Source organism: Enterobacter cloacae complex sp. IR5412, assembly GCF_049237385.1.
GTDB lineage: Bacteria > Pseudomonadota > Gammaproteobacteria > Enterobacterales > Enterobacteriaceae > Enterobacter > Enterobacter intestinihominis.
Window position 1 is genome coordinate 397,107 of record NZ_JBMKHQ010000002.1, and the last position, 12,080, is coordinate 409,186.

At 56.7% G+C, this 12,080-nt stretch carries 15 protein-coding genes; 6 read left to right on the forward strand and 9 right to left on the reverse strand.

The features are described 5' to 3' along the window. Positions 1–2: 2 nt before the first annotated feature. The 5 genes from ACOTX2_RS05555 to flgB are packed head-to-tail and all read right to left on the reverse strand — an operon-like array spanning position 3 to position 3,560. Positions 3–758 carry a flagellar basal body rod protein FlgF gene (locus tag ACOTX2_RS05555; RefSeq protein ID WP_022647727.1) on the reverse strand — a complete coding sequence of 252 codons (756 nt, stop codon included), beginning with the start codon at positions 756–758 and terminating at the stop codon, positions 3–5. A 20-nt stretch (positions 759–778) separates the two neighbouring features. Continuing rightward, the gene (gene flgE / locus ACOTX2_RS05560; RefSeq protein WP_045622627.1) at positions 779–1,987 is read right to left on the reverse strand and encodes a flagellar hook protein FlgE; all 1,209 of its coding nucleotides are present in this window, start codon (positions 1,985–1,987) and stop codon (positions 779–781) included. 26 nt (positions 1,988–2,013) lie between these two features. Then, positions 2,014–2,724 (reverse strand): flagellar hook assembly protein FlgD, encoded by a 711-nt coding sequence (flgD, locus tag ACOTX2_RS05565; protein ID WP_003857994.1) that lies wholly within the window; start codon positions 2,722–2,724, stop codon positions 2,014–2,016. Between the two features lie 11 nt (positions 2,725–2,735). After that, positions 2,736–3,140 (reverse strand): flagellar basal body rod protein FlgC, encoded by a 405-nt coding sequence (gene flgC, locus ACOTX2_RS05570; protein ID WP_063147632.1) that lies wholly within the window; start codon positions 3,138–3,140, stop codon positions 2,736–2,738. 3 nt (positions 3,141–3,143) lie between these two features. Further along, positions 3,144–3,560: a flagellar basal body rod protein FlgB gene (flgB, locus tag ACOTX2_RS05575; protein WP_045622629.1), complete on the reverse strand. Its 417-nt coding sequence runs from the start codon at positions 3,558–3,560 to the stop codon at positions 3,144–3,146. Between the two features lie 157 nt (positions 3,561–3,717). Here flgB and flgA point away from each other — a divergent pair, with 157 nt between their 5' ends. From flgA to flgN, 3 genes are all read left to right on the forward strand, one after another. Next, positions 3,718–4,377 carry a flagellar basal body P-ring formation chaperone FlgA gene (gene flgA / locus ACOTX2_RS05580; protein WP_022647723.1) on the forward strand — a complete coding sequence of 220 codons (660 nt, stop codon included), beginning with the start codon at positions 3,718–3,720 and terminating at the stop codon, positions 4,375–4,377. Between the two features lie 93 nt (positions 4,378–4,470). Next, positions 4,471–4,764, forward strand: coding sequence for a flagellar biosynthesis anti-sigma factor FlgM (gene flgM / locus ACOTX2_RS05585; RefSeq protein ID WP_003858002.1), 294 nt, complete (start codon positions 4,471–4,473; stop codon positions 4,762–4,764). 4 nt (positions 4,765–4,768) lie between these two features. Continuing rightward, positions 4,769–5,194: a flagella biosynthesis chaperone FlgN gene (gene flgN, locus ACOTX2_RS05590; protein ID WP_022647721.1), complete on the forward strand. Its 426-nt coding sequence runs from the start codon at positions 4,769–4,771 to the stop codon at positions 5,192–5,194. Positions 5,195–5,252: 58 nt separating this feature from the next. Here flgN and murJ read toward each other — a convergent pair whose 3' ends face one another. The 4 genes from murJ to rimJ all read right to left on the reverse strand — a co-directional run bounded on the left by murJ (position 5,253) and on the right by rimJ (position 9,088). Further along, on the reverse strand, positions 5,253–6,788 hold the full coding sequence (gene murJ, locus ACOTX2_RS05595; RefSeq protein ID WP_063147633.1) for a murein biosynthesis integral membrane protein MurJ: 1,536 nt from the start codon (positions 6,786–6,788) through the stop codon (positions 5,253–5,255). Positions 6,789–6,917: 129 nt separating this feature from the next. Continuing rightward, positions 6,918–7,841, reverse strand: a complete 924-nt coding sequence (locus tag ACOTX2_RS05600; RefSeq protein ID WP_023305857.1) for a Gfo/Idh/MocA family protein — start codon at positions 7,839–7,841, stop codon at positions 6,918–6,920. Between the two features lie 2 nt (positions 7,842–7,843). Next, entirely contained in the window at positions 7,844–8,494 is a 651-nt protein-coding gene (locus tag ACOTX2_RS05605) for a YceH family protein (RefSeq protein ID WP_045307934.1), read from the reverse strand. Between the two features lie 9 nt (positions 8,495–8,503). Continuing rightward, entirely contained in the window at positions 8,504–9,088 is a 585-nt protein-coding gene (gene rimJ / locus ACOTX2_RS05610) for a ribosomal protein S5-alanine N-acetyltransferase (RefSeq protein ID WP_003858007.1), read from the reverse strand. A gap of 236 nt (positions 9,089–9,324) precedes the next feature. Between rimJ and mdtH the strand changes: the two genes are divergently transcribed. The 3 genes from mdtH to pyrC form a co-directional block, all read left to right on the forward strand. After that, positions 9,325–10,533, forward strand: coding sequence for a multidrug efflux MFS transporter MdtH (gene mdtH, locus ACOTX2_RS05615; protein ID WP_063147634.1), 1,209 nt, complete (start codon positions 9,325–9,327; stop codon positions 10,531–10,533). A 120-nt stretch (positions 10,534–10,653) separates the two neighbouring features. After that, the gene (locus tag ACOTX2_RS05620; RefSeq protein WP_023305855.1) at positions 10,654–11,214 is read left to right on the forward strand and encodes a lipoprotein; all 561 of its coding nucleotides are present in this window, start codon (positions 10,654–10,656) and stop codon (positions 11,212–11,214) included. Between the two features lie 128 nt (positions 11,215–11,342). Then, on the forward strand, positions 11,343–12,080 hold a 738-nt coding region (gene pyrC / locus ACOTX2_RS05625; RefSeq protein WP_421625889.1), incomplete at its 3' end, for a dihydroorotase.

Here is a 12,080-nt window from a genome sequence, read left to right on the forward strand (position 1 = left end):
TGTTAACTCATAGCCAGAAGTTGGTTAGCCTTGCCTGCGTTTTCATCGACGCTGCTGATGATTTTCATCTGCATTTCGAAGCGGCGGGCGCTGGCGATCATGTCGGTCATGGCTTCGACCGGTTTGACGTTACTGCCTTCCAGCACACCGGACATCACGCGGATGGTCGGGTCGGCCTGTAACGTGGCGCCACGCGTGGCCTGCGCCGCCTGGGTCAGACGGAACATTCCGTCATCACCACGCTGCACTTCGTTGCCTTCCGCTTTCACCAGCTTCAGACGACCGACAGGCGCAACGGTGTTCGCCGGGTCGCCCGGATTCAATGCCGAGATCGTCCCGTCTGCCGCAATGGTCAGCTCTGACCCTTCCGGCACCGTCAGCGGACCGGCTTCGCCCATCACCGGATGCCCCTGAATCGTCAACTGTCCGGTGGCGCTCACCTGAATGTTACCGTTGCGGGTATACCCTTCTGCGCCGTCAGCCGTTTGCACCGCCAGCCAGCCGTCCTGCTGAAGGGCAACGTCCAGCGGACGCGCGGTGTAATCCATCTGGCCTGGCGTCATGTCGGCGCCCGGCGTGGAGGCGGTGACCAGCGTACGCGTGGGCAAAGACAGCCCTTCTACCGGCACCGCACGCAGTGCGTTGAGCTGTGCACGAAAACCAGGCGTGGAGGCGTTCGCCAGGTTGCTGGCGGTAACAGCCTGCTGATTGAGCGTCTGGCTTGCAGCCCCCATCGCTGTATATATTGCGTGATCCATTGCGCTTTCCCGTCAGCCGCTTAACGCAGGTTAACCAGCGTGTTGAGGATCTGATCCTGGGTTTTGATGGTCTGCGCGTTGGACTGGTAGTTACGTTGCGCGACAATCATGTTCACCAGCTCTTTACTCAGATCGACGTTGGAGGCTTCCAGCGCGCCGTTGGTCAGCGTGCCGAAGTTACCGGAACCCGCGGTACCCAGCAGGGCAACACCGGAAGACTGCGTGGCGGACCAGACGTTATCCCCTTCGGACTTCAGGCCTTCGTTGTTGGCAAAGTTAGCCAGCACGATCTGGCCCAGCACCTGGGTCTGTTCGTTGGAGTAGTTACCGACAACGGTGCCGTCATCGTTGATCTGGTAGCTCACCAGATCGCCCGGCTTATAACCGTTCTGGCTCGTCGCCACGATGTTGTTCGCACCGGTGTTCTGCTGCATGGAGTTCGCGAAACTCATTTTGAAGGTTGCCGCCGTTGCACCAGTGATCTCCCCGGTCTCGATATCGACTTCCCCACCGCCGGTCAACACACCGCTCTCATTAAAGACCAATGTGGTTGCCAGTTTCGCTGCATCTCCCGCTACGCTGCCGTCCTGCGAATACACCTTCCAGGAGTTAGCTGGAGTAGCGTCTTTGACATAGAACAGGTTCATGTTGTGCGCATTACCCTGGCTGTCAAACACCGTCACGGTGCCTTTCTTGTTGTAAGAGTCAGGGTTGGCCGGGTCGAATGCGACGGTTGGCGCGGTATCGGTGGAGTTCAGGTTGATCTGCTGAGAGGCCGTGGTGGTGGACTTCGCCGCCATCAGCGTCGTTGGGATGGTGATCGCCTGCGGATTCGCACCGGTTTGCACCGTCGGCGGCGTGCCGGCAACCGGATAACCGGTTAACTGTAGCCCCTGCATGTTCACCAGGTTACGGTTTTCATCCAGCTTGAATTGGCCATTGCGGCTGTAGAACACGGAACCGTTGGCATCCACCATACGGAAGAAACCGTTCTGGCTGATGGCGACATCCAGACCACGACCGGTGTTGGTGGTCGTCCCGTCGGTGAAGTCCTGGGTGATACCCGCAACCTTCACGCCCAGGCCCACTTTAGAGCCTGCAAACATATCTGCAAAAGATGCAGAACCGGATTTAAAACCATAGGTCGCGGAGTTGGCGATGTTGTTGCCAATGACGTCCAGGTTGGTGGCCGCAGCATTCAGGCCGCTGACCGCTTGAGAAAAGGCCATGACTTACTCCTGATAAGTATGAAGGCTTAGATAATCTGCCGAACTTCGTCGAGTGTGGTGGTACCGGAGGTACCCAAATCCAGTTTGTTGCCATCGCTACCTTTGATGACGCCCTGAACCAGGGCAAACTGTAGCGGCTGAGCCACCAGCTGCGTGGTGCCGTTGCTGGCGCTAATCGCAACCTGATACGAGCCGTTAGGCGCTTTAGTGCCGTCGGTCAGGCTGCCATCCCAGGTAAAGGTATGAACGCCCGCTTTAAGCTCGCCAATCTCAATCGTGCGCACCACGTTGCCGCTGGCGTCTTTGATGGTGGCGGTGACTTTGTCGGCCGGTTGCTGCAACTCAACGCCAAACGGCGTCGTGGTGGTGGTGGACGTGCCATCGGTGGTGCTGGTGCCCGCCAGAATCGTGGTCCCCGGGATCATCACCCCGTGACCGATCAGGTTGGCGGCCTGCAAGGACTGGCTGTTATCGATTTGACCGGAGACCGAGCCGAGCGTGGTGTTCAGTTTCTCAATGCCGCTGACGGTACTGATCTGCGCAAGCTGCGTGGTCAGTTCGTTATTCTGCATCGGATTGGTCGGGTCCTGATTTTTCAGCTGTGCCACCAGCAGGGTCAGAAAGCTGCTCTGTAAATCGGAGGCATTGCTCCCGGTGAGAGAGCTGGAACCGGTTGCACTACTGGTGCTGTTGACGCCGGTATTTGTCGGGTCATTCACGTTTACGGCGATGGACATGCGTGTCTCCTTTACTGGCCGAGAGTGAGTGTTTTGAGCATCATGCTCTTCACGGTATTAAGCACTTCGACGTTTGCCTGGTAGCTGCGTGACGCGGACATGGAGTTCACCATCTCCCCGACCACATCCACGTTCGGCATTTTCACGTAGCCGCTGGCATCCGCGAGCGGGTTGCCTGGCTCGTAAACCAGCTTGTCGGGCGCCTGGCTCTCAACCACGTCCGCCACTTTCACGCCGCCCGTTGCCGCACCCGGTGCAGCATCAACATGGAAGACGACCTGTTTAGCGCGATACGGTTGTCCGTCAGGTCCGGTCACGCTGTCGGCGTTGGCCAGGTTACTGGCTGCCACGTTCAGTCGTTTGGACTGCGCCGTTAATGCCGAACCGGCGATATCAAAAATATTCAGCAAGGCCATTTACTAATTGCCCCCCTGCAGGACGGTCATCATGCCTTTGATTTGCCCGCCGAGTAGCGTCAGGCCTGTCTGGTATTGCAGGCTGTTATCGGCAAACTGTGTGCGCTCCCGGTCCATGTCGACGGTATTGCCGTCAAGCGAGGGCTGATCGGGGACACGATAAAGTAAGTCAGTTGTTGGCGCGGTCATCGCCTGAGCGGGAATATGCCGTGAGGATGTCAGGGCAAGTGAGACACCCGTCCCTTCGGCACGTCCACGCTCCATCACTTTTTTGAGTTCACTGGAAAAATCAATATCGCGCGCCTGATACCCGGGGGTGTCCGCGTTGGCGATATTGGCGGCTAAAATTTCCTGCCGCTGGGCGCGTAAGTTGAGCGCTTCCTGCTGAAAACGTAACGCGGCGTCGAGTTTATCGAGCATGTCTCCTCCGCTGATGAGAAAATTTCAGTTCACAGCTTAAATCTCACCCCGTCTCCCCTATCGACGGAATAAGCGCAAAATGCGTCGCTATTTGTTGCGTTGATGGAAAACCACTGCGGGTAGAATTTGCTTAATTCTGGACATAGTGGAACGTGCGATGCGGACTTTTAAACGTGGCCTTGCGGCGACCCTGCTGCTTTTGAGCCCTCTTGTGCAGGCTGAGGGGTTAGAGAACCAGCTCAATGCATTCTTTGCGCAGAAGCTGGCCGGTTTCAGCGATGACGTACGCGTGACCGTACGCACCCCGCCTAACCTTTACCCTTCCTGCGAAGCCCCGTCATTTAGCGTGACCGGCAGCACCCGCTTATGGGGCAACGTGAATGTGCTGGCGCGTTGCGCCAACGAAAAACGTTATTTACAGGTTGCGGTTCAGGCGACAGGCAATTATGTTGTCGCCGCCGTTCCCATTCCCCGGGGCAGCCTGCTGCAACCAGACAGCGTAACGCTGAAGCGAGGCCGTCTGGATCAGCTTCCACCGCGGACGATGCTGGATATTAACCAGGCTCAGGAGGCGGTCAGCCTGCGCGATGTCGCCCCTGGACAGGCGATACAGCTCTCTATGCTGCGCCAGGCGTGGCGGGTGAAGGCGGGACAACAGGTGATGGTGGTCGCCAATGGCGAAGGCTTTAGTATCAACAGTGAAGGAAAAGCGCTGAATAATGCCGCAGTGGCGCAAAATGCCCGGGTCAGAATGTCCTCAGGCCAGGTGGTCAGCGGCACGGTCGGTCCTGATGGGAATATTCTGATTAACCTGTAATCTTTTTAAAGATTTCGCGGCGACTGCCGATAAATATTCAACAAATGATGATGTCAGGCGCAAACGCCGCGAACCCTCGATGAGGACAACACTATGAGCATTGATCGTACATCAGCCCTGAAGCCGGTTAGCACTGTACAACCTCGCGAAACGAATGAGGCTGCCCCGCAAAAAACGCGTCTGGAAAAAACCTCGACGGCTAACAGCACCAGCGTCACGCTGAGCGATGCGCAGTCGAAGCTGATGCAGCCAGGCAGCAGCGATATCAACATGGAACGAGTTGAAGCGCTGAAAACGGCTATCCGTAACGGCGAACTGAAAATGGATACCAGCAAAATCGCTGATGCGCTGATTCAGGACGCACAGAGTTTCCTCCAGAGTAACTAACCGTATGAGTCGACTGTCAGAAATACTGGATCAGATGACGGTGGTCCTGAACGACCTGAAAACGGTGATGGACGCAGAACAGCACCACCTCTCTTCTGGTCAAATCAACGGCAGCGCGTTGCAACGCATTACTGAAGATAAAAGCTCGCTGCTGGCGACCCTGGATTATCTGGAAAAACAGCGACGCGCTGAGCAAGACACGAAACGCAGCGCCAATGATGAGATCAACGAACGCTGGCAGACCATTACAGAAAAAACCCAGCATCTTCGCGATCTCAACCAGCATAACGGCTGGCTGCTGGAAGGTCAGATTATCCGTAATCAGCAGGCGCTTGAGGTGTTAAAGCCCTATAAAGAGCCGGGGCTGTACGGTGCGGATGGTCAAACGGCCACGGCACGTATCACGGGCGGGAAAAAGATTTCGATTTGACGCACTAGCGGCATGTCATGAAGCGGGGAGCACCTTCTGGTGACTCCCCTTTTGGCGTTTATACCGTGCGGCGGGTAAACTCTTTCACCTTGAAGCCAAGCACCGCCAGCGTGGCAAAGTACGCCACCACCCCGACCACCACCACGGCCATCAGACGCATCAGGCGGTAAGGCATGGTGCCCTGCGCCCATTCAGGCATGACATACAACATGCCAACCAGCGCGGCCGCCATCAATACTACCGCGATCGCCAGACGCAGCAGGAAGCTTGCCCAGCCCGGCTGCGGGGTGAAGATATCCTGCTTACGCAGCTGCCAGTACAGCAGCCCGGCGTTGAGACAGGCCGCCAGACCAATCGACAGTGACAGACCCGCGTGTTTCAGCGGACCAATAAACGCCAGGTTCATCAGCTGCGTCATGATCAGCGTCACAATGGCAATCTTAACCGGCGTTTTGATGTCCTGACGTGAATAGAAGCCGGGCGCAAGCACCTTCACGACAATCAGCCCCATCAGCCCCACTGAGTAGGCTACGAGCGCACGCTGGGTCATGGCGGCATCAAAGGCGGTGAATTTTCCATACTGGAACAACGACACCGTCAGCGGTTTCGCCAGGATCCCCAGCGCCACCGCGCTTGGCAGCGCCAGCAGAAAACAGAGACGCAGACCCCAGTCCATCAGGCGGCAGTATTCATCGTGGTTGCCGCTGGCGAAACTTTTCGACAGCGACGGCAGCAGAATAGTCCCCAGCGCCACGCCCAGCACCCCGGATGGAAACTCCATCAGACGATCGGCGTAGTACATCCAGGACACCGAGCCCGACACCAGGAAAGAGGCGAAGATGGTATTGATGATAAGCGAGATCTGGCTGACGGACACGCCGAGTATTGCCGGTCCCATCTGTTTGATAACGCGCATTGCGCCCGCATCTTTGAAATTAATGCGCGGCAGAACCAGCATGCCGATCTTTTTCAGGTGCGGGAGCTGGTAAGCAAGCTGTAACACCCCGCCGACGGTCACGGCCCAGGCCAGCGCCAGCACTGGTGGGTTAAAATGCGGCGCGGCGAACAGCGCAAAGCCAATCATGCTGACGTTGAGGAACGTGGGGGCAAAGGCCGGCACGGAGAAGCGGTTCCAGGTATTCAGGATGGCGCCCACCAGCGACGCCAGCGAAATCAGCAGAATATAGGGGAAGGTTATCCGCAGCAGTTGCGTCGTCAGGGCAAATTTATCCGCCGTGTCGGCAAAGCCCGGCGCCGTTACCATGATTACCCAGGGCGCTGCCAGCATCCCCAGTACGGTCACGATCGCCAGCGCCAGCGTCAGTAAACCGGAAACGTACGCCACAAAGACGCGGGTGGCATCTTCGCCCTGCTTGCTTTTATATTCCGCGAGGATCGGGACAAATGCCTGTGAGAAAGCCCCTTCGGCAAAAATACGGCGCAGCAGGTTCGGCAGCTTGAACGCAACGAAAAAGGCGTCAGTCGCCATCCCTGCGCCAAAAACCCTTGCCACAATGGCATCGCGCGCAAAGCCAAGCACGCGGGAAAACATGGTCATCGAGCTGACGGCCGCCAGCGATTTTAATAAGTTCATTAACGTGAAGTTCCACAACCCTACGGATTTCCAGGACGGATAAGCGAAAGCGCCACCCGGCAAAGCCAACAAGCGGCGCTTAGTCTAACCGGATTTCAACGAATTACTATCGGCAGATGTTACAGCGAGTTATTCCGACATGGCTTCGCGCCAGAGTCGTTCCACGATGCGCTGCGCCAGAATGGCCTGCTCCCCGGACGTTTCAGGAACCGTCTGATTCTGCACGCAGGTAATGAAGTGACGCGCGCAGCCCACAAAGCCACGCTGCTCCAGGGTGCTCTGCCAGCCGGGAACGGGTAACGCGAGCACGCCATTGCCCTTCTCTTCCCGCCACTCACGCATATCGGTGACGTCATACAGCGCGCCATCCGTAACGGCCTGCACGGACTCGCGCTGGCTGCCCGCCCGACGATGCATGCTGGTCGTCACCTGTAAATGCTCAACGGCAAAATGATGTTCGGCGTAAACCATTTCACCCTGCTCGTTGGTCAGCAGCGTGCCGCTTTGCAGCTGGGCTTTTCCGTTACTCAGCCACAGGGCCGTATCCACGACGTGGAGATAATCATCCAGCAGCGTGAACCGCAGATCGTTCGGCCCCACGCTGTCGGTACGGTGCTTATCCATACGCAGAGAGGCAAACGAGCCGGACTGCGCTTTAAGCTGCTGATAGAGCGGCGCAAAACGGCGGTTGAAGCCGACCATCAGCGTCAGCTTTTTACGCGCGGCCAGCTCAATCAGTCGTTCAGCATCCTGCACATTTTCCGCCAGCGGCTTATCAACGCAGACGTGAACGCCTGCGTTCAGCAACTCGCTCACCACCTGGAAGTGCGTCGCGGTTGAGGTATGCACAAATACCGCATCACATTCACGGGCTAAATCCTGGAGTGAGCCAGCATAAGGGATGCGCCAGGTTTTGCAGATGCGCTCTGCTTTCTCGCGGGTGGGCGACCACGCCCCTTGCAGCGTCCAGTCTGACGCGGCGCCTAAAACGGGCAGCCATGCTTTTTGCGCAATCCCGCCCAGCCCCACCACTCCAATGCGTAATGTAGTCACGGTTAATCTCCCAGGTGTGCGAGTAAAGCATCCAGACGCTGCTTCAGCCCGGCAACCTCGTCTTCCAGGGCTGCCACGCGCGCGGTCAGGCTGTCGTTTGATGCTGGCGTGTCGGATTCGACGGCCAGCGTAGAGGACTCCACGTCGCCGCTAAACAGGTGCATGTAGCGGCTTTCACGCTTGCCCGGCTCGCGGGCCAGACGCACCACGTAAGGACCGTCCTCGCGTGAGGCTAATCCCTCCAGCGTCTGTTCAACGTCCTGCATATCCTGAAACTCATGCATGCGGGAGGCGCGTGTGCGCAGTTCACCCGGCGTCTGCGCCCCGCGCAGCAGCAGCGTGGTGATAACCGCCACTTCTGCGGCGCTGAGTTTTAAATCGCCAAATTCGGAATTACAAAAGCGCTGTTCATATTTAGTGACGCGATTACCGAAGCCGCTGACGGTGCGCAGGTAGTGGCGCTTCACCAGCTCATCAAGGATATCCTGCACCTCGTACTCGCCAAGGTTCATCACCGGCTCACGGTTCGTCTTTTGGTTGCAGGCCATCGTGACGGCATTCACGGAAAGAGGATACTGTTCCGGCGTCGTAACCTGCTTTTCCAGCAGGCAGCCAATCACGCGCGCTTCGGCGCCATTTAACTGATATTTCATCTTTTCTCCTTAACGACCCGCGGTCCACTCCTGCGTGGTGAGCGCGGTGAGGACATGGTCCCGCCACTCGCCGTCAATCAGCAGATAATCTTTGGCATAGCCCTCTTTCTCAAACCCCAGGCGGGCCAGCAGATCGCCGCTGCGCTTATTGTGCGGCATGTAGTTCGCCATAATGCGATGGATATGTTGCGTGCGCTGCATGTAGCGAATCGCCGCCGTCAGCGCCTCAAACATGAGCCCCTGCCCCTGCCATTTCTGGCCGATGGAATACCCGAGATAGCAGGCGTGAAACGACCCGCGTACTACGTTTGAAAAATTGGCAATGCCAACGATCTCTTTCTCTTCCGGATCGAGAAGCGCGAAATAAAACGCACTTCCCTGTTTGTGAAATTCCGCAATCATACTGAGGCGCGCCTGCCAGCCAGAGGGGTAGCAATGGCTCTCGTCCCGAACGGGTTCCCAGGGTTTTAAAAACTGGCGATTCTCGGCGTAATAATCCGCCAGACGCCAGGCATCACGCTCATGCACCAGACGAACGACCAGCCTGTCCGTCGTCAGACGCACTTTTGGCACATTACTGCGATAGCCAAACATCGATACCACTCCTTCCCGTCGCTTCTGCTCTGCCTGTTAGCTTTACTATACCTGCGCCTGTGCCTTCTGTGAAAACAGTGACATACCATTTTTATCGCTTTTCACATTTTTCGATGAGAACTCTCTATCAAAGCACCTTTTTGATAAAAAAATATTGTCGCCAGCAGGTATGTGAAAAAGCGCGGCGACACCGCAGAATATTAGCGTGCTCACCTTTTATTTTCCCTGGAGGGAAAATGTCCCGCGTATCACAGGCCAGGAGCCTGGGTAAATATTTCCTGCTCGTCGATAACATGCTGGTCGTGCTCGGCTTTTTTGTCGTTTTTCCACTTATATCGATTCGTTTTGTCGATCAAATGGGCTGGGCGGCGCTAATGGTCGGGATCGCGCTGGGCTTACGCCAGTTTGTACAACAGGGTCTTGGCGTGTTTGGCGGGGCAATAGCCGACCGCTTCGGTGCGAAACCGATGATCGTCACCGGCATGCTGTTACGTGCGGCGGGATTCGCCACGATGGCAATCGCTCATGACCCCTGGCTGCTGTGGTTCTCCTGTTTCCTTTCCGGGATTGGCGGCACCCTTTTCGACCCACCGCGTACCGCGCTGGTGGTTAAGCTTATCCGTCCGCAACACCGGGGTCGTTTCTTCTCAATTTTGATGATGCAGGACAGCGCTGGCGCGGTAGTGGGCGCCCTGCTGGGAAGCTGGCTGCTGCAATACGATTTCCGCCTGGTCTGCGCCACCGGCGCGGTGCTGTTTATTCTCTGCGCGCTGTTTAACGGTCTGTTTCTGCCTGCATGGAAGCTGTCGACGGTAAAAGCGCCGGTGCGGGAAGGGCTTGACCGCGTGCTGAGCGATAAACGCTTCGTCACCTATGTTTTAACGTTGACCGGCTACTACATGCTCGCCGTGCAGGTCATGCTGATGCTGCCGATTATGGTTAACGATATTGCCGGCACGCCGGCGGCGGTAAAATGGATGTATGCCATTGAGGCCTGCCTTTCTCTGACTCTGCTCTATCCGATTGCCCGGTGGAGCGAGCGCCGTTTCCGGCTTGAGCACCGTCTGATGGCCGGGCTGTTGCTGATGACGCTGAGCATGATGCCCATCGGCCTGGTGAGTTCACTCCAGCAGCTGTTTATGCTGATTTGCACCTTCTATATTGGCTCAATCATTGCCGAGCCGGCCCGTGAAACCCTGGGCGCGTCACTTGCCGACGCCCGGGCCCGTGGCAGCTACATGGGCTTCAGCCGTCTCGGACTGGCGCTTGGCGGCGCGCTGGGTTACACCGGTGGCGGCTGGCTGTTTGATGCCGGAAAAGCGCTCCATCAGCCGGAGCTGCCGTGGGTCATGCTCGGTATGGTCGGCTTTATGACGCTGATTGCCCTCTGGTGGCAGTTCAGTGATAAACGCAGCACCCGCGGGATGCTGGAGCCTGGCGCCTGACCTTCTGGGGGAGGATATTTACCTCCCTTCACTATCAGTTTTTTCTGCTGGTTTCTCCAGGATCACCCTGACATACTGGCGTATCAGGACAGATGCGCCGATTTTATGTTGAGGAACACCATGAAAAAGATCGTTATTGCCGCTGCGTTAATTGTCAGTGGGCTGCTGGTGGGATGTAACCAGCTTACGCAGTACACCGTCAGTGAGCAGGAAATTAATCAGGCGCTGGAAAAACATAATAACTTTTCAAAAGATATCGGCGTGCCCGGCCTTGCGGATGCACATATCGTCCTGACGAATCTCGCCAGCCAGATTGGGCGCGAGGAGCCTAACAAAGTCACCCTGTCCGGCGATGCCAGCCTGGACATGACCTCGCTCTTCGGCAATCAGAAAGCGGATATCAAGCTGAAGCTCAAGGCGCTGCCGGTCTTCAATAAAGAGAAAGGGGCAATTTTCCTGCAAGAGATGGAAATCGTCGATGCGGTCGTCACGCCGGATAAAATGAAACCGGTGCTGCAAACGCTGATGCCTTATCTCAACCAGTCGTTACAGAACTATTTCAACCAGCAGCCCGCCTACGTTCTGAGCGAAGACAAGAGTAAGGGCGAATCTCTGGCGAAGAAATATGCCAAAGGGATAGAGGTGAAACCGGGTGAAATCATCATTCCTTTCACCGACTAAATACTCCGGGCGCTCAGGCGCCCGTTTTTTTTAACGGAATAGTGTGCAAACGAAAACGTTTCCGCTTATGATTTGTGTCCGGCAAAAACAGCCATCTTATGACTGATCCCTTTCAAGCCGGAGCTTCCATGACTGTACAATCCCAGGTTCTCAAAATCCGCCGCCCAGACGACTGGCATATCCATCTTCGTGATGGCGACATGCTGAAAACCGTCGTGCCGTATACCAGCGAAATTTATGGCCGTGCGATTGTTATGCCTAACCTGGTTCCGCCAGTCACCACCGTCGAGGCCGCGATCGCCTATCGCCAGCGTATCCTTGACGTCGTTCCGGCCGGGCACGATTTTACTCCGTTGATGACCTGCTATCTGACGGACTCGCTGGATCCCAATGAGGTTGAGCGCGGATTTAACGAAGGTGTGTTCACCGCCGCGAAGCTCTACCCGGCAAACGCCACCACCAACTCCAGCCATGGGGTGACGAGCATTGACGCCATCATGCCTATTCTGGAGCGTATGCAAAAACTGGGGATGCCACTGCTGGTGCACGGGGAAGTGACCCACGCTGACATTGATATTTTCGATCGCGAAGCGCGTTTTATCGAAACGGTCATGGAGCCGCTGCGCCAGCGTCTTCCTGGGCTGAAGGTAGTGTTTGAACACATTACGACCAAAGATGCCGCAGAGTATGTCCGGGATGGAAACGAATTGATTGCCGCCACCATCACCCCGCAGCACCTGATGTTTAACCGTAACCACATGCTGGTGGGTGGCGTTCGCCCACATCTGTATTGTCTGCCGATCCTCAAGCGCAATATCCACCAGCAGGCGCTACGTGAACTGGTCGCCAGCGGCTTCCCGCGCGCG